Below are 17985 nucleotides of genomic sequence, written 5' to 3'. Positions count from 1 at the left end.
GGGCTGCAGCGCATCCACTTTTTTGCGTTGGGTGGGCTGCGCCCAGGGGGCGCTTCCCCTGCCGGTCAGGCGCCTATACTGACCAGTTCGGTCTTGCTGCTGCCGTCTTTTTGCTCCTGGTAGCGGTATTTCACCGTGCTGCCATCAGGAGCCTCCTGCAGGCGCGGGTCGGCGGGCAGTTTGAACTCCATTTTCTCGCTGCGACGGACCCGGCACCTGGCATCCTCGTCGTAGCGTCTGGCGGAGTGAAAGGTTACCCCGGTTTCGGCTTCACCGGACTTGTGAACGGTGCCTTCAAGCAGGCAGTCCTTCTCGGTTTGCGCCAGTGCAAAGCCGGGCAGGGCGAGCAGGACAGCGGTGGATACGGCAGTCATTAGCTTTTTCATTGTCTATACCTCTCTTTGGCTCGGGCGGGGCTCAGCTGCCTCGCACCGGTATTGGCAGTCGCAAAAACCCGACAGTTAATTGCCAGGGTGTGACAGAAGGATACTCACAATCCTCTTGTGGCTTCTATCATTGTCATAAAAAATTCATATAGGAGTCACACAGCTGCAACAACACGAAAGGCTGGTTCTGGTGCCGGGGGATATGCCGGTGCGCTGTCAAAAAACGGTCATATTGCTGTCATCAAAACGCGTTAGGGTAGTCGCCATGAACCGCCGGAACCCCCGGTTTTTCCTGTAAACCCTCTTTGAATCAGTAGCTTATGCATAAACTGTTTACTGCATCCGCGTTTTTCGCCACATTTTTCGCCCAGCAGGCGGCCAGCCTGTCGCTGGCGCCAGAGGAATTCGTCGCATCACGCCAGCTGGCCTGCGTGCTGGCCGCGCAGTCCCTGGGCTATCTCAGTGAAAAGGAATACGGTGCCCGCACCCACACGGTGCTTGACGGCTTTGATGAGCCTGAACGCGACAATATTCTCGCCAAGGCCCTGGGTTACATGGACGGGCTGATGTTCGCCATCGACGATGGAAACCCTGAACTGGTGAATGAGCGTCTGCGGAGCTACGTGCAGAGCCATTCCTGCGAGCGCAGTGACTATCACCAGGTGACGGTTAGCCTGTAGCTGGTTATTTGGGTTTTATAGACCCGTTTATTGCGACTGCCAGGCGGCTGCCTGGCCAATGACTGCACTGCACAAGCCTGTCCAACGGTGCAAGCTCACGGCGCCCCGCCCCGCCCGCAAACCTTGCGAAACCCCGCCGCGGTAAACGGTATCATATGGTCATAGGCCGCCTGGAAATCGCTGGAGCGGCATTTGCCCCCCGAGAGCTTGTCGATCCGTCCGGTCTGCGCCAGGGTCAGGGTGAGTGCCCCCGACAGATTGTGGTAGCACCAGTACAGGTCCTCGTCCCGGGCGCCGGGGAGGGCGGCACGCAGGGCGTCGATAAATTCCAGCACCAGCTTGTCAAACAGCTTGGACATCATCTTTTCACCCCAGTAGGGGGAGTTGTTGATGTAGGCAATCAGCGCCAGGTAATTGGTCCAGCCCTCGTCGCCGGTTTCCTGGGCGATCTCCAGGGGCCGCAGGAAGGCCTCGATAATCTGCTCTACCGTCGGCCCCTTGCTGCCGGCTTGTTCCTGGCACTGGCGCAGCGCGCTGAGCCGCGACTCGTTCAATTGCCCCGCGCGGCGCTGGAAAACCGCATTGAACAGGTCCATTTTCTTGCCGAAGTGATAGCTGGCCAGGGCCACGTCCACGCCGGCGCCAGTCGCTATCTGGCGCAGGGTGACGCCGTCGTAACCGTGCAGGGCGAACAGTTCCTCGGCGACGTCGAGAATGCGTTCGCTTTTAGAGCTTGGGGACTTGTTGCTCATTGGAATCCTTGCCATTTTTGCGTCAGCAGATTACCACAGTTGAAAATTCAACGCTTGTTGAATATGCTTGCGCCCACAATAAATGATTGCAAGCCAAAGGTCGCCAATGAGTCCCGAAATTTTCAAGTACCTGATCGTGGGTGCCTATGCCGTACTGGTGTACTGGCTGTCGTGGCTGGGCATGCGCCGCACCCGTTCGGTAGAGGGCTTTTCCATCGGCAACAAGGACATGAGTCCCTACATTGTCGGTATCACCCTGGCGGCGTCCATTTCCTCGACGGCCACTTTCGTGATCAACCCGGGCTTTGTCTACACCCACGGCCTGTCCGCCTACCTGCACTACGGCGTTGCCGGGTCACTGGGTATACTCAGCGCCTTCCTGGTGCTGACCCGGGGTTTTCTCCGCCTGGGCGAGAGTTCGGCGGCGCTTACTATCCCCCAGTGGATTTTCTACCGTTATAACCATCGCGGCTTCAGCCTCTTCTTTGCCTTCATCAACCTGCTCTCCATCACCTTCGTGGTGCTGATCCTGGTGGGCTGCAGTTTGTTGATGACCGGGCTGTTCCCGCTGGAGCAGAAAACGGCGCTGGTGGTGGTGCTGGTCTTTGTTTTCTCCTACGTACTGATGGGAGGCACCTACGCCCACGCCTACACCAATTCCCTGCAGGGCGTCATGATGATGCTGGTGACCGCGGTCCTGTTTATCCAGGGCTGGAAGTACTTCCAGGGTGATATGTTTGGTTCGCTGGCCGCTATCGGGAGCGAATACGCGTCAGCCTTCAACCGCGACAGCAGCCTGTACTTTGATTTTTTCTCGGTGTTTGTCAGCGGCTTTGTCATCACCTTCGCGCTGATGTTGCAGCCGCACATATTGACCAAGGTCCTGTACCTGCGCAGCGAAAAGGACATCAACAAGTTTATTGGCACCACCGTGTTGGTCGGTTCCCTGTTTACCCTCATGCTGATGATCGGCTTTTATGCCCGCCTTTCCGGGGTCGAGGTAGAAGCCCAGGACGCGGTGGTGCGCGAGTACCTGCTGCACGAGTTCGGCAGTTCCGTGTGGGGCGAATACGTTCTGGTGTTTATTTTTATCACCCTGCTGGCGGCCGGAATGAGCACCCTGGACGGCATCCTGGTGGCGCTGTCCGCCATGGTGGTGAACGACATTGTGCGGCCGCTGGCCGGGGAGCGCATGAATGGCCTGGTGCTGTCCCGCTGGGTGCTGGTTGCGGTGGGGGTGGTCGGCGTGCTGCTGGCCTGGAACCCGCCGCCATTGATCGGCCTGTTTGCCCAGAAAGGCGTTTACGGGCTGGCGGCGGCATCACTGGTGCCGGTGCTGTTCGGCGTCCTGGTGCGGCGGCACATTCCCCTTTGGGTGGTGGTCGGAGCCGCCGCCATCGGCCTGGTGTTGCACCTGGGGCTCAATCTTTTCGGCGGCGTGGAAAACCCCGCGGTATCTGCAACCTACGCGATTCTCGCGTCACTGGGCTTTGGCCTGGCTGGATTGTTTATAAGTCGCAACCAGCTGCCGGCCCGGATGGGCTGAGGAAAAACCGCCATCGGGCTTGACTTTTCAACATCCGTTGAATTAGATTCTATCCAAATTCAACAGATGTTGAAAAAGTCGGCCCTGGCGAGCCGATCGAAAACATAAATACATGCCGACATATAAAACCTGGAAAGAGGTCTCCATCATGAAACCAAGTACCGCCCGTACACCCCTGTTTGCCGCTGTGGCGTTTGCATCCGCAATGTCTGCGCCCGCGGTAGTTGCCCAGGCCGATGAGCCCGGTTTTGCCCTGGAAGAAGTTGTGGTGACCGCTCGCCGCCGCAGTGAAAGCCTGCAGGACGTGCCCATTGCCGTCACCGCATTCTCGGCAAAGGATCTGGCCATCAAGGGTGATTCCGACATCACCGAGCTGGCGCAAGCAGTGCCCAGCGTCACCCTGGAGCCGTCCCGGGCAACCAGTTCCACCCTGACGGCCTTTATTCGCGGCGTCGGCCAGCAGGATCCCCTGGCCGGTTACGAGCAGGGCGTCGGCCTGTACCTGGATGATGTCTACCTGGCTCGCCCCCAGGGCAATGTGATCGATATTTACGACGTGGAGCGTATCGAGGTACTGCGCGGCCCCCAGGGTACACTTTACGGCCGCAATACCGTCGGTGGCGCTATCAAGTACGTCACCCGGCGCCTGGACGAAGAGCTCTCCGGCTCGCTGAAGGCGACCTACGGGGAGTACGACCAGGTCGACCTGGTGGGCACGCTCTCCGTCCCGGTCAGCGATTCCTTCCGTATCGGCGGTACGGTGGCTTCTTTCCAGCGCGACGGTTACGGTAAAAACAGGACCACCGGGGACGAACACTACAACAAGGACGTAGTGGCCTATCGCCTGAGCGCGGAATGGCTGCCCACCGAGGACCTGCTGGTGCGCCTGGCCTACGACGACACCACGGATAAATCCAACCCGGTGGCCGGTCACCGGGTGCGCCCCGGAGCGGTGTCCGGCGACCCGGTGCTGAGTGACATATACGACACTACTGCCGGCGCCTCTGAGAATATCTCTACCTCGGGTATCAATGGTAACAACGAGGTCGAGGCCGATGGCTGGATGGTGTCCGTGGACTGGAACTTCGGCGACAACTACACCTTCCGCTCCATTACCGCCGAGCGCGAGGACTACACCGAGTCGGTGATCGATTTCGACGGCCTGGCAGTCGATGATTTCGATGCCCCGGTTATTTATGACAACGAGCAGTTCACCCAGGAGTTCCAGCTGCTTTACAGCGGCGAGAAGATGAACCTGGTGACTGGCCTGTATTACATCGACGCCGAGGCCTCCAACGACTTTGACGTGGTTCTCGGGCAGCTGGGTCGCGCGGCCTACGGGGCGGAACTGACCGCCTACACCGGCGGCGTGGTAACCACCGAGTCCTGGTCGGCCTTTGCCGACCTGACCTGGAACTTCACCGACAAACTGTCGGTGGCGGTGGGCGGGCGCTATACCGATGACAAGCGTACCGCAGATGTGTTGCGCGCCAGCTATCTCGGCGCCGGCGGTTCGCCCTTCTTCGGCAATGATGACGCCCTTTTCCTGGGCGCATCCAGCGACTATGAAGCAGAAGAGACCTGGACCGACTTCTCTCCGCGGGTGAACGTCAGCTACCTGTGGAACGACGACATCACCGTCTACGCCGGCTACAGCCAGGGCTTCAAGGCCGGGATGTTCGATCCCCGTGGCGCCAACTTCGCAACCCCCGCGGTGGAGGAGGGCGTCGATCCCGAGACCCTGGATTCCTACGAGATTGGTATCAAGTCCAGCTACTGGGATGGCCGGGCTGTGACCAATGTAGCCCTTTTCTACTCCGAGTACAGCGACATGCAGGTGCCCGGCTCAGTGGGCATCGACACCGACGGCGATGGCATTAATGACGACTTTGCCGGCACCCTGACTAACGCCGGTGAGGCGGAGATTTCCGGTATCGAGATCGAGGGAACCTTCCTGTTCACGGAAAACTTTTCCATGCAGGTGGCGGCGAGCTTCCTCGATGCGGAAATCACCGAGTGGATGGTCAACGATGTAGATGTGTCAGATGACCGCTCGGTGCAGAACACACCGGAGGAAATGGCCTATGTGGCCTTCAACTACCTGACGGCAGCCTTTGGCGGCGACCTGAACCTCAATGCCAACTGGTCCTACAAGGGTGACAGCACCCAGTTCGAATATGCCGCGCCGGTCATGGACCAGGATGCCTACGACATGTTCAACGCCAGTGTAGTCTGGGTATCTGCCAGCGAAACCTGGCTGCTTGGCCTGTACGGAAAGAACCTGGGTGACGAGGAAATAAAGACCGCCGGTTACTGTTTTGGTAACGAAAGCTACTGCAGTCCCCTGGGCTTTGAAGACAACACCTCGATCTTCTACGCGCCGCCGCGCACCATCAGTGCGACGGTAGAGTACCGATTCTGATGTCTAGGCAATGACTGGGCTGCGGTGCCCCTGGCCGCAGGTACTACCTGCGGCCCTTTTTCGGGATTCACTACAGGTTTTAACGCGTGAAAAAATTCGATAACACGGCCCCCCTGCTGCCGGAAATCCTGGCTTTGCACGGCAAGTGGCGGGGCAATCGCGATGCGGTGCTGTGGCAGCGGGAACGTTGGTCCTGGGCCCAGTTCTGCGCCGCCAACCATCGCTTCGCCCACGGCCTCATTACCGCTGGCGTCCAGCCCGGAGACCGGGTGGCGATCGTGATGTCCAATGGCCTGAGTATGGTACAGGCGATTTTTGGCACTATGGCGAGCGGCGCCTGTTCGGTGCCGATCAATCTGTCGGTCACGGACGAGGCCCTCGCCGGCATGCTCGACGATGCCGGGGTGGTGGCGCTGGTGGCTACCGCCGATCAGCTGGCGCGGATCCGGGCGCTGGAAGACCGGCTCCCGCAGAGCCTGCGGCTGCTGGTCTGTGACGACATGCCCGCCGCCGGCTGGAGCAGTATCGAGCAGTTGTGCGAGGGCCAGCCCGATACCCTGCCTGCAGTTGATATAGATCCGGACGGGCCGCTGAACGTGATTTACAGTTCCGGTACCACCGGCCTGCCCAAGGGTATCATGCACACCCATCGCGGCCGGCGCGACTGGGCCTACGACCTGGCTATCGCCCTGCGCTACAACGGTTCGGCGCGTACCCTGTTGACCATTGGCCTGTATTCCAATATTTCCTGGGTGGCGATGCTCTGTACCGTGCTCGCGGGCGGCACCCTGGTGGTTCACTCCCGTTTCGATGCCGCCGACTTCCTCGCCACGGTACAGGCGGAGTCCGTTACCCACACCGCCATGGTGCCCATCCAGTTCCAGCGGGTGATCGAGCAGTTAAAGGCAGAACCCGCGGATGTCAGCAGCATGCAGGCCATGATGAGTTGCGGCTCACCGCTGCACGAGAGCCTCAAGCGGGCGATTTTCGACTGTTTTCCCTGTGGCATCATCGAGCTCTACGGGCTGACCGAGGGCATTATCACTACCCTGGAGCCGGAAGACGCGGAGGGGCGCTGGTCCAGTGTCGGCAAACCGCTGCTCGGCACCGATATCTGTATCGTCGATGACGAGGACCGGGTGCTGGGCAGCAAGCAGTCCGGTGAGATCGTGTCCCGAGGCAGGATATCCATGCCCGGCTACTGGCAGCGCGAAGACGCCACCGCCGAGGCCGAGTTCATCGACGCCAGCGGCGTGCAGTGGCTGCGCTCCGGCGACATCGGCTATATCGACGATGAGGGCTACCTCTACATCGTCGACCGCAAGAAGGACATGATCCTGTCCGGCGGGCAGAACATCTATCCCCAGGACATCGAGGCGCAGCTGGTGAGCAGCCAGTGGGTGGACGATGTGGCCGTCATTGGCCTGCCCAGCAAACGCTGGGGTGAAACCCCGGTGGCGCTGGTGGTGCCGGTGGCCGACCAGGCGGTGGAGCCGGGGGCCCTGATGGCCTGGGCCAATGAGCGTCTTGGCCGCCAGCAGCGGCTGGCCGAGGTGATACTGGTGGATGAGTTGCCACGCAATCCAAATGGCAAGATACTCAAACGCGAGTTGCGCAAGCGTTATGGAGACCGCGAATATGGCTGATTATGCCGATGTGTACTACCAGAGCAGTGATGGCCTGCGCCTCTATGCCCGGGATTACCCCTGTCGCGACAGCGGCCGGGCCGGCGCGCCGGTCATCCTCTGCCTGCACGGCCTCACCCGCAATTCCGCTGACTTTGCCGGTCTCGCTGAATACCTGAGCGCCCGCTACCGGGTGATCGCGGTCGACAATCGCGGCCGCGGTCTCTCCGAATACGACAGCAATGTCGCCAATTACACCCCGGCGACCTATGTCCAGGATATGTTTACCCTGCTGGCGGAACTGGGTGTCGACCAGGTGGTGCTGTGTGGCACCTCCATGGGCGGGCTGATGTCCTTTATGATGGCGGCCATGGAGCCGCAACGGGTACAGGGCATTATCATCAACGATATCGGTCCGGAGATCGATCCCGCCGGGCTGGACCGGATAAAGGGCTACGTTGGCAAGAGCGGTCCGGTCAGCAATTGGGACGAGGCCATTGCCCAGGCCCGGGAAATCAACCAGGTGGCCTTTCCCGACTTCAGTGAGCAGGAGTGGGAGGATTTCACCCGGGGCATTTACCGGGAGCAAAACGGGGTGCCGGTGCTGGCTTACGACCCGGCGATATCCCAGCCCATGAGCGACGATGAATCCAACGCGGTGCCGCCTGACCTCTGGCCCCTGTTCGATGCCAGCAGCGCGATCCCGATGCTGGTTATCCGTGGCGAGAGCTCCGACATTCTGGCACCTCACTGTGTGGCCACCATGCGCAGTAAAAAACCCGATCTGGCCTTTGCAGAAATTCCCCACCGGGGACACGCTCCCACCCTCAATGAAGCGCTCTCGCGCCAGGCGATAGACCAGTTCCTCGCGGGATTATAGCGGCCCGGTTTACCGCGCCGCTCGCGCCGACCTTGGAAACTCCGGTAACATGCCGGTTCGACCCTGGTCACTGGAGTGAATCACATGAACGAATCCCTGCAAGGCTGGCATCGCTTTGTCGACAGCCAGGACACTGAGCTGCTGCGGGACCTTCTCGCAGAGGACTGCGTGTTCCTGTCCCCGGTGGTCCATACCCCCCAGCGAGGTCGCGATATCACCCTGATGTATCTCACCGGCGCCATGCACGTCCTGCAGCATGGTTTTCATTACCAGAAAGAGCTGGTCGATGGCAGGCACGCCGTGCTGGAGTTCGTCTGTGAGATAGACGGCATACAGGTCAACGGGGTCGATATCATCAGCTTTGACGAGGCGGGGAAAATCAGCGAGTTCAAGGTAATGATAAGGCCGCTGAAAGCCATTAACATGGTGCACTGGAAAATGGGTGAGATGCTGGAACAACTCTCAGCCTGAGTGGTCACATTGGCCTTGTCACCGAGGAAAACCATCATGCAAATTAATACCGTGAGTCTTCGTACCCTGTTGCTGATTCCTGTTGTCGCGGCACTGGCGGCCTGCGGCGGCAGTGGCGAGGAACCCGCCGCCAAAGAAGAGGTAGCAACAATGTCGACGATTGAGGGCACGGTCTTTTACCGTGAACGCATGCTGCTGCCCCCCGGTGCCGAGGTCGAGGTGCAGTTGCAGGACGTATCCAGGGCAGATGCCCTGGCGACCGTGATGGCCAGCGTCATGTTTACTCCCGAGGGTGGCCCTCCCTATCCCTTTGCCATTGAGTACGATCCCGCCGGCATCGACGAACGCATGCGCTATTCCCTGCGGGCTACCATCAGCGCGGGTGACAAGCTGATGTTCAGCAGCACCGAGTTCATCGATCCATTCAGCGGTGAGGATATCCGCATCATGGTGCAGCGGGTTCCCGAACCGGTGGACAGGACTCCGCCTGCGGTCGCCCCCGAAGTAGCGACCGGCGACAGCGATTCCCAGCTGTGGCTGCTTGCCACCCTGGGTGGGGAACCGGCGCCAGTGGGCGCCGAAGGCAGGGCGATTGACCTGGTGCTCGATGCCGACACCGGTACCGCATCGGGTTTTTCCGGCTGCAACCGTTACACCGGCAGTTTCAGCAATGAGGGCAAGTCTGCTCACGGCACTCCCCTCAGTTTCGGGCCCCTGGCGGGCACCATGATGGCCTGTGCCGAGGGCGGCGAGGTCGAGCGCGCCTATCTGCAAATGCTGGCCGGGGTGGATGGTTATCGTATGCAGGGCAGTAGCCTGGAACTGCTGAGGGGTGATGAGGTAGTGGCAACCTTCACGATGCGCTGAGCAAGCGCCTGCCGGCTGGATTTGGCTGAACGCCGGATAGCCTGCATCCCGGTCTTCTGTATATAATGCTCGCCCGCTTCCAGCTTGCAACGACGCTATGCACCTGTTCAACCGTACTTACCAGCAGCCACTGGCGCGAGTTTTCGCTCTGGTCGCCCTGCTGTGTGCGGGCGCCCTGCAGGTGCAGGAAGCCGGTCACGATCACTGGAACTCCGCCGGCGACAGCTATTCCCAGTGCCTGGTGTGCAAGGCCGGGACAGCGATGCTGCCTTCGGCGGCACCGGTCGCCGTACCTGAGAGCAATGGCAGTGTCGAGGAGCCGCAGCCCGACCCGTCTACCCGCGCGCCGTTTGTCGCCGCCTTTAACGCCCGGGGACCCCCTGCCTACTCCTGAAGCCAAATCTCTTTTCGCTTACCCAGGAGTAAAAAATGAAACGTATTACCCCCCTTGCCGTGGCTGTCGCTGCGGCAACGGCGGCTGCAGAGCCGCTGCCCATGGAGCACGTGCTGGTTTCCGTGCCCCTGCACAAACAAGAGGCTGAAACCGCGCTGCCGGTCACCGTGTTGAGCGGTGACGAGTTGACCCGCGAGGTGGCGGGCACCATCGGCGAAACCCTGTCCAACAAGCCCGGCCTGGCCAACGCGTCCTTTGGTCCCGGCGTGGGCCAACCGGTGATCCGGGGGCAGCAGGGCCCGCGGGTGACTGTCCTGCAAAACGGCACCAGCAGTGCCGATGCCTCCAATATCAGCGCCGACCATGCAGTTGCCGTTGAGCCCCTGCTGGCAGACAGCATCGAGGTGCTCAGGGGTCCCGCCACCCTGCTCTATGGTGGTGGCGCTATCGGTGGCGTGGTCAACATCATCGATAATCGCATCCCCACCGCCCTGCCAGCAGAGGCCAGCGGTGACTTCGAGTACCGCCATGACACCGCTGCCAGCCTGGACAATGTGGTTGCCCGCGGCCAGGCCGCGGCCGGCAACTTTGCCCTTTACGCCGATGCCCTGTACCGCGACTGGGACAACCTCGAAATCCCTGGCCAGGCGGTGCGCGAGGACGAGCATGCCCACGGCGAGGAAGAGCACGCGGAACAGGAGGAGGGCGGGGACGGCGAGATCGAGAATACCGCCGGCCGCACCAAAAGCCTGACGTTAGGCAGCAGCTACCACTTCGCCAGCGGGTTTTTCGGCCTGGCGGTGAACCGGCTGGAAAACAACTACGGCATTCCCGCCGGGGCCCACGGCGCTCACGGTGACGAGCACGACGAGGAAAACGAAGAGCACGAGGCTGAGCACGAAGAGGAGCATGAGGAGGAGCACGGGCACGGCGACATCAGCATCGAGCTGGAGCAGACCCGGTACGACGCCGCCCTGCACGTCCACCAGCCCTTTACCGGGATGGAGGTGTTCCGCGGCTTTCTGACCTACACCGACTACGAGCACGCCGAGATCGAGGGCAGTGGGGAGGTGGGCACGGTTTACGAAAACGAGACCTGGGAAGGCCGCCTGGAACTGGTGCACCAGCCCCTTGGCAACTTCCACGGGGTACTCGGCTTGCAGCTGGTCGACAGCGAGTTTTCCGCCGAGGGTGAAGAGGCCTTTATCCCCCTGACCGGGCGCGAGGGCCTGGGTGTGTTCCTGGTGGAGGACTACCACGCCGATAACTGGCTGTTCGAGTTGGGCCTGCGCTTTGACCGGGATGAGCTGTCGCCGGACAGCGCCGCTGCCGCCGATGAAAGCTTCGATGCTTTCAGCGTGTCCGGTTCCGCCCTCTGGAATGTCACCGGCGCGTGGCAGCTGGGGCTGGCCCTGTCCCGGGCCGAGCGCGCACCGTCTACCGAGGAGCTGTACTCCAACGTGGAAAACGACCACGCCGACGAGTGGGTGGAGCATGCCGCCACGGGCGCCATCGAGCTGGGTAATACTGAGCTCGAGGTGGAAACCTCCAACAATGTCGACGTCTCGGTGGACTGGCGTAACGAGAATCACCACGCCGCGATAACGCTGTTCTACAACGACTTCGAGGATTACATCGGCCTGCTGGCGACCGGCATGGAAGTGGATGAGGTGCCGGTTTACGTCTACCACCAGCAGGATGCCGAGTTTTACGGTGTCGAAATCGATACCGAGTTCGGCCTGGCCACCGTCGGCGCTGGGGATCTCCGCCTGGGCATTTACGGCGACAGCATTCGCGGTGAGCTGGACGATGGCAACGATGTGCCGCGCATGCCGCCATTGCGCCTTGGCGCTCGCCTCAGCTGGCAGAGCGACCAGTGGCGCCTCTGGGGTGGGGTGCTGGATGCAGCCGACCAGGACCGGCCGGGTGTCAACGAGGACGAGACCGAGGGTTATACCCGCTGGGACGCTGGCATCGAGTACCGCCTGCAAACCAGTGCCTGGGACCTGCTGGCCTTTGCCAGATTCAACAACATCACCGACGAGGAGATCCGTCTCAGCACCTCCTTCCTCCGGGAGGTTGCCCCCGAAGCGGGCCGCGGTGTGGAGTTTGGCGTTCGCTACAGCTTTTAGCCCGTGACACCGGGCGTCAACCCGGTATAATCGCCGCCCCTCTCTCTGGGGGCGGCGCACTCTGCCGCCCAAGGAAATGACATGTCCACGCAACCGGCGGTAAGCAGCTTCGCAGAGCTGGACCTACCCGAGTTCCTGCAAAAAGCCCTCTCCGATGTCGGCTACGAAACTCCCTCTGCTATCCAGGGGGCGACTATTCCGGCCCTGCTGGCGGGCCGCGATGTGCTGGGCCAGGCCCAGACCGGTACCGGCAAGACCGCCGCCTTCGCGCTTCCCGTGCTGGCCCAACTCGAGCCCGCCGGCAAGAAGCCCCAGGTACTGGTGCTGACGCCCACCCGGGAGCTGGCCATCCAGGTAGCGGAGGCCTTCCAGAAATATGCGCGCTACCTGCAGGGCTTCCACGTGCTCCCGGTCTACGGCGGGGCTGACTACCGCGGCCAGCTGCGACAGCTGCAGCGCGGCGTACAGGTGGTGGTTGGCACCCCGGGCCGGGTGATGGATCACATGCGCCGCGGTTCACTGGATCTCTCCGCCCTGCGCACCCTGGTGCTGGACGAGGCCGATGAAATGTTGCGCATGGGCTTTATCGATGACGTCGAATGGATTCTCGAGCAGACCCCGGAGCAACGCCAGGTGGCGCTATTCTCGGCCACCATGCCGGCGGCGATAGGCCGTATCGCCCAGCAGCACCTCAACGACCCGGTTAATGTCGCAATAGAGGTACAAACCGTCACCAACCAGTCGATCCGCCAGCGGGTGTGGATGATGGCCGGGGTGCACAAGCTGGACGCCCTGACCCGGATTCTGGAGGTCGAGGAATTCGACGGCGTAATCATCTTTGTGCGTACCCGCATCGCCACGACCGAACTGGCAGAGAAACTGGCCGCCCGCGGCTACAGTACCGCCGCGCTCAACGGCGATATTCCCCAGAAGCAGCGGGAAATGACGGTGGAAAACCTCAAGCGCGGCAAAATTGACATACTGGTGGCCACCGATGTCGCCGCCCGGGGCCTGGATGTGGAGCGCATCAGCCACGTGATCAACTACGATATTCCCTACGATGTGGAAGCCTATGTGCATCGCATCGGCCGTACCGGCCGGGCGGGACGCAAGGGGGACGCCATCCTGTTCGCCGCCAATCGCGAGCGCCGCCTGCTGCGGGCGATCGAGAAAGCCACCGGCAGCATTGAAAAAATGGCACTGCCCAGCGCGGCCGAAGTGACCGACAAACGCATCGGCAAGTTCAAGCAGCGTATTACCGAGACCCTGGACACGGCGGAGCTGGACCTGTTCCGCACGATGATCGAGGACTACCAGTCCGAGTATGGCGTGCCGGTGGTCGAGATTGCCGCCGCACTCGCCGCCATGGCCCAGGGTAAAAAACCGCTGGTGGATAAACCGGGCAGGGAGGTCGCTGCCAACAACGCCCCTGGCAGGGAGCATCAGCGCCGGGAAAAGCAGGCCCGGGACGGGGGTGGAGCGCCGGGTAAAAACACCGGGGGCGGTCGCGACAAGGGCGGCGAGCTGCCGGCACCCGCCAAAGGTATGGAGCGCTTCCGCATCGAGGTCGGTCACGAGCACGGGGTGAAACCGGGCAATATTGTCGGCGCCATCGCCAACGAGGCGGAAATCGATGCCGAGTACATCGGCCGCATCGACATTTACCAGGACCACAGCACCGTGGACCTTCCGGATGGTATGCCGAAAGAGGTATTCGAGCACCTCAAGTCGGTCTGGGTGAGTGGCCAGAAACTGAAAATCTCCCGCCCGGGGGCGACCCCGCGCAGCAGGCCCAGGCGTAAGGGCCCGCCCGGCAAACGGTCCGGGGGCAAGGGCGGGGCAAAGCACTCACGCTGAATATTTGCTAGAGTCTGGGCTCTGGAAAGCGGGGCCTGGTGATGGAAAAACGGATAATTGTCGGTATCAGTGGTGCTTCCGGCATCGTCTACGGCGTACGCGCCCTGCAAATGCTGCGGGAGCTCGGCGTCGAGACCCACCTGGTGATGAGCAAGTCAGCGGAGCTGACCCTGCATCACGAACTTGATATCTCCGCCCGTGAGGTGAAGGCGCTGGCCACGGAGGTGCACAGCAGCAAAAACGTCGGTGCCTCCATCGCCAGTGGCTCATTCCTTACCGGCGGTATGCTCGTTGCACCCTGCTCGGTGCGCACCATGTCCGAGATTGCCACCGGCGTTACCTCGACCCTGCTGACCCGCGCCGCCGACGTGGTGCTGAAAGAGCGTCGCCGGCTGGTGCTGATGGTGCGTGAGACCCCGCTGCACACCGGGCATTTGCGTACCATGACCGCGTTGTCGGAAATGGGCGCCATTATTGCGCCACCGGTTCCGGCGTTTTACGCCCGGCCGGCATCCCTGGAGGACATGGTTAGCCAGGGCGTGGGCCGGGTGCTGGATCTCTTCGACCTGCCCGTGAGCCAGGTGGTCCGCTGGCAGGGCGAGTAAGTGAAAGCGGGGCAGGGTAAGGGGAGATCCCGCTAGTGCCGGTATTGTTTGCCGTGGTGCTGATCGACCTGATCGGCTTTGGTATCGTCATACCCATCCTCCCTTTCCTGTCGCCGCAACTGGGCGCGGATCACGTTGATATCGCGCTGATCATCGTCACCTACTCCGCCTGTGCGGGTATTTTCGCCCCGTTCTGGGGCAAGCTCTCGGACCGCCGGGGCCGCAAGCCGGTCATTATGATCTGCCTGTTCGGCGCCGCCCTGTCCTACGTGATGCTGGGCTTGGCCAGCGAGTTGTGGATGATATTCCTGGCCCGGGGCTTCGCCGGCGTGATGGCGGGCAATTTTGGCGTCGCCTCGGCCATGATGGCGGACATCACCACGCCCGAGAACCGGGCCCGCGGCATGGGGCTGATCGGCGCCGCCTTCGGCCTGGGGATGGTGCTGGGGCCGCTGCTGGGCGGGCTGCTGGCCGGCGACAGCGGCAGCTTCACCCTGCCCTGTGTGGTCGCCGGCCTGATGTCGCTGATGGCGATTATTGCGGCGGCAATTTTCCTGCCCGAGTCTGTTTCCCCCGAGGGGCAGACGGCCAACCGGGAACTGCAGCGCAGCCCCGACCGGGAATCGACGCTGTCGGTGCTGAGGTCGTCGGGAAACCGCTTGTTCATTGCCCAGTATGTGCTGCACACAGCCTGTGTCAGTTCGGCCACTTACCTGTTCCCCCTGTGGGTCGGCGACCTGCTCAACTGGAGCGCCCGCGAGGTCGGCATTGTGTTTGGCGTGCAGGGCCTGATCATGGTGTTCATGCAGGGCGGTGCGCTGGGCGCCATGGTGAACCTGCTGGGAGAGTGGCGTCTGCTGCGCATCGCCATTAGCGGGTTCCTGGGCGGACTGGTGCTGGCCGTCGTCGCCTGGAATGCGCCCAGCATGGTCGCCTCGATGCTGCTGGCCATGACCGGGGCAACCCTGTGTATGCCGCTGCTCAATACCCTGATCACGCACCGGACCGCCGCCATGTACCGCGGCCGCCTGCTGGGGGCAACCTCCTCGGCCTCTTCCTGGGGGCGGGTTTTCGGACCGGCGATCGCCGGGATTAACCTGGCGCTGTTCGGTTATCCCGCGGCCTGGGCTTTCTGCGCACTGGTAGTGGCGTTTTACCTGGCCTGGGCGATACGGGAAAGCCAGCGCGCCTGAGCCAATGTCTACGGATCGGCATTTTGTGTTTGCCAAACTCCGAGTTGGCTGACTAGAGTAATACTCAGGCCAAAGGAAACAGCTATGAGTGTGCTCAACATCCATCCGCAATTGTTACAGGACTGCCACCATCTGGGGCAGTTGGCTGCCACCGAGCTGTTGCTGCATCGTAACGCCAGCCTGCCATGGTTCATCCTGGTGCCGGATACCGAGCTGGCTGATTTTCTCGACCTGCCGGCGGAGCACGGCCGGGCGGTGCTGGCGGATTGCGTCGCGGTGTCCGAGTTCATCAAGAAATTGCTGGGTTTCGACAAGGTCAATTTTGCCGGCCTCGGCAATGTGGTGCCGCAAATGCATTTGCATGTTATCGGCAGGGCGACCGTCGACCCCTGCTGGCCGCAGCCGGTCTGGGGCAACCTGGAGGACTCCGAGGCCTACAGCCCCGCGCAACTGGAGGAATGGCAGCACGCCCTGGTGCGCATGCTGGACCTGAAACCCGCCAGGTCCATTGACTAGCAGGACTGTGATGAGCAAGAGAGTTTTCGTTACCCACCAGCTCCCCGGTGAGCGCATCCACGAGTTGTCCCGTTACTGCGATGTCAATGTCTGGATGGGGCCCGGGCTGCTCAGCGCCGCCAACCTGCGCGAGGAACTGGCGGGCTGTGACGGCCTGGTATGTATGCTTACCGATCGCATTGACGGGGAGCTGCTGGGCACCGTGCCCGAGCTGTCCTTCGTATCCAGCATGTCAGTGGGCGTGGATCACGTGAATGTAGCGGCGCTCAGCGCCCGCAAAATCCCTTTGGGCCATACTCCGGGAGTGCTGGTGGATACCACCGCCGACACAGCTTTTGCCCTGATGCTGGCGGCGGCGCGCAGGATAGTGGAAGCCGACCAGTTTGTGCGCCGGGGTAACTGGACCCCGGAAAACGCCTGGGCCCCGGACTTTTTTACCGGCAAGGATGTCAGCGGCGGTACCCTGGGTATTGTCGGCCTCGGTGCAATCGGCCAGGCACTGGCCCGCCGCGCCGCCGGCTTTGGTATGGAGGTGCTGGCCTGGAACCGGACCCCGCGTGAATTATCCGGTATAGAGAGCGTGTCGCTGGAAGAGCTGCTGCTGCGCAGCGACTTTGTCAGCCTTCACGTGGCCCTTACCGACGATACCCGTGGATTGTTCGACGCCCGGCGAATAGCCCTGATGAAACCCGGTGCGGTGCTGGTAAACACGGCCCGCGGCGGTATCGTCGATGAGCAGGCACTGGCCGACGCGCTGGCCGACGGCAGGCTCTCGGCAGCGGGCATGGACGTATTCGGGCAGGAGCCTGTGGCCGCTGACAACCCGCTGCTTGGCCTGCCCAACGTGGTCGTCGCACCCCATATCGGCAGCGCCAGCGTCATTACCCGGGCAAAAATGGCAGACCTGGCGGTAGCCAACGCCATTGCCGCCCTCAGGGGGCAGGCGATGCCCCACTGCGTCAACCCGGAGGTTTATTCCTGATCCGCCCGGGGCAGGGGTCGGAAAGCCTGGCTAACCGCTTTGCTGACTTTGCGCTCCAGGTAATCGACGTCAACCTTGTTGCTGTTCTCGACAATGCTGGTGATGACGACCCGCCAGATCTCCCGCTGGCTGGCGCTGTCATTGAACTGGATCGCGATGTTGTTGGTAGTCTGCACCCCGGCGAGGGCGTTGGCGTTATCCACCATGGCCTGGTTGATCTGGCGATTGGGCCGGGCGGAGGGTATGGGATCGATGCCGCCGCTGGCGTCCTGGCTTTTGACACCCTCGCGTAAACCCATGGCCTGCAGGTAGTCGACGTTGAACTGGGCACGCCCCGGATCCTCGACATAGCCCAGTTTGGCGAGCGCCGCGTTTACCTCCCGGCGAACAACAGGATCTATCAGGTACAGCAGGTCCGCGGAATGCCGGGTATTCGCCAGTGGTTCGCTGCGCCAGCTGTAATACCGGTAGTCCCCCGCCGCAAAGGCAGCGGTATCGCCGGGGCGGGTTTCCACGTTGCTGCAGGCGCTTACGGCCAGAAACAGCAGCAGGACGGTCAGGGTGCGCATGCGGCGCCTCGCTTGTTCAGGAGTCAGGGGAGTCAATGGTAGCAGCCCGGGAGATCGCCAGCCAGCGCGGCCACCGGCCTGGCTCAGGACTGCGCTAATGGTAAATTT

At 61.9% G+C, this 17985-nt stretch carries 17 protein-coding genes; 14 read left to right on the top strand and 3 right to left on the bottom strand.

Annotated features, from left to right (window positions below; genetic code table 11):
* Positions 1–65: 65 nt before the first annotated feature.
* The gene (locus tag DWB85_RS02495) at positions 66–386 is read right to left on the bottom strand and encodes a hypothetical protein (RefSeq protein WP_133300551.1); all 321 of its coding nucleotides are present in this window, start codon (positions 384–386) and stop codon (positions 66–68) included.
* A gap of 320 nt (positions 387–706) precedes the next feature.
* Between DWB85_RS02495 and DWB85_RS02490 the strand changes: the two genes are divergently transcribed.
* Positions 707–1066, top strand: coding sequence for a hypothetical protein (locus tag DWB85_RS02490; protein ID WP_117952620.1), 360 nt, complete (start codon positions 707–709; stop codon positions 1064–1066).
* Between the two features lie 95 nt (positions 1067–1161).
* On the opposite strand, the gene DWB85_RS02485 is transcribed toward DWB85_RS02490, so the two are convergent.
* Positions 1162–1818: a TetR/AcrR family transcriptional regulator gene (locus DWB85_RS02485; RefSeq protein ID WP_117952619.1), complete on the bottom strand. Its 657-nt coding sequence runs from the start codon at positions 1816–1818 to the stop codon at positions 1162–1164.
* A gap of 106 nt (positions 1819–1924) precedes the next feature.
* Between DWB85_RS02485 and DWB85_RS02480 the strand changes: the two genes are divergently transcribed.
* The 13 genes from DWB85_RS02480 to DWB85_RS02420 all read left to right on the top strand — a co-directional run bounded on the left by DWB85_RS02480 (position 1925) and on the right by DWB85_RS02420 (position 17308).
* Complete coding sequence (locus DWB85_RS02480) at positions 1925–3364, top strand: sodium:solute symporter family transporter (protein ID WP_117952618.1); 1440 nt, start codon at positions 1925–1927, stop codon at positions 3362–3364.
* A gap of 148 nt (positions 3365–3512) precedes the next feature.
* Positions 3513–5786: a TonB-dependent receptor gene (locus tag DWB85_RS02475; protein WP_117952617.1), complete on the top strand. Its 2274-nt coding sequence runs from the start codon at positions 3513–3515 to the stop codon at positions 5784–5786.
* A gap of 86 nt (positions 5787–5872) precedes the next feature.
* Complete coding sequence (locus DWB85_RS02470) at positions 5873–7432, top strand: class I adenylate-forming enzyme family protein (protein WP_117952616.1); 1560 nt, start codon at positions 5873–5875, stop codon at positions 7430–7432.
* The gene (locus DWB85_RS02465) at positions 7425–8291 is read left to right on the top strand and encodes an alpha/beta fold hydrolase (protein WP_117952615.1); all 867 of its coding nucleotides are present in this window, start codon (positions 7425–7427) and stop codon (positions 8289–8291) included. Before DWB85_RS02470 ends, DWB85_RS02465 begins: the two co-directional genes overlap by 8 nt.
* Before the next feature lie 84 nt (positions 8292–8375).
* A complete protein-coding gene (locus DWB85_RS02460; RefSeq protein ID WP_117952614.1) occupies positions 8376–8762 on the top strand; it encodes a nuclear transport factor 2 family protein in 387 nt (128 codons plus the stop codon).
* Between the two features lie 36 nt (positions 8763–8798).
* Positions 8799–9629 (top strand): YbaY family lipoprotein, encoded by an 831-nt coding sequence (locus tag DWB85_RS02455; protein WP_117952613.1) that lies wholly within the window; start codon positions 8799–8801, stop codon positions 9627–9629.
* Positions 9630–9726: 97 nt separating this feature from the next.
* On the top strand, positions 9727–10023 hold the full coding sequence (locus tag DWB85_RS02450; RefSeq protein ID WP_117952612.1) for a hypothetical protein: 297 nt from the start codon (positions 9727–9729) through the stop codon (positions 10021–10023).
* A gap of 35 nt (positions 10024–10058) precedes the next feature.
* Positions 10059–12155, top strand: a complete 2097-nt coding sequence (locus DWB85_RS02445) for a TonB-dependent receptor (RefSeq protein ID WP_117952611.1) — start codon at positions 10059–10061, stop codon at positions 12153–12155.
* Between the two features lie 81 nt (positions 12156–12236).
* On the top strand, positions 12237–14012 hold the full coding sequence (locus DWB85_RS02440; protein WP_117952610.1) for a DEAD/DEAH box helicase: 1776 nt from the start codon (positions 12237–12239) through the stop codon (positions 14010–14012).
* A 41-nt stretch (positions 14013–14053) separates the two neighbouring features.
* Positions 14054–14617, top strand: coding sequence for a UbiX family flavin prenyltransferase (locus DWB85_RS02435; protein WP_117952609.1), 564 nt, complete (start codon positions 14054–14056; stop codon positions 14615–14617).
* Positions 14618–14652: 35 nt separating this feature from the next.
* On the top strand, positions 14653–15810 hold the full coding sequence (locus DWB85_RS02430) for an MFS transporter (protein WP_117952608.1): 1158 nt from the start codon (positions 14653–14655) through the stop codon (positions 15808–15810).
* A gap of 84 nt (positions 15811–15894) precedes the next feature.
* Entirely contained in the window at positions 15895–16326 is a 432-nt protein-coding gene (locus DWB85_RS02425; RefSeq protein ID WP_117952607.1) for an HIT family protein, read from the top strand.
* 10 nt (positions 16327–16336) lie between these two features.
* The gene (locus DWB85_RS02420; RefSeq protein WP_117952606.1) at positions 16337–17308 is read left to right on the top strand and encodes a 2-hydroxyacid dehydrogenase; all 972 of its coding nucleotides are present in this window, start codon (positions 16337–16339) and stop codon (positions 17306–17308) included.
* Here the strand turns inward: DWB85_RS02420 and DWB85_RS02415 are convergent.
* Positions 17299–17877, bottom strand: coding sequence for a DUF4136 domain-containing protein (locus tag DWB85_RS02415; protein ID WP_117952605.1), 579 nt, complete (start codon positions 17875–17877; stop codon positions 17299–17301). The genes DWB85_RS02420 and DWB85_RS02415 overlap by 10 nt on opposite strands.
* Positions 17878–17985: the final 108 nt, after the last annotated feature.

This window comes from Seongchinamella sediminis, assembly GCF_003457605.1.
Taxonomy (GTDB): domain Bacteria; phylum Pseudomonadota; class Gammaproteobacteria; order Pseudomonadales; family Halieaceae; genus Halioglobus; species Halioglobus sediminis.
This window is presented reverse-complemented; position numbering and strand designations above follow the sequence as displayed.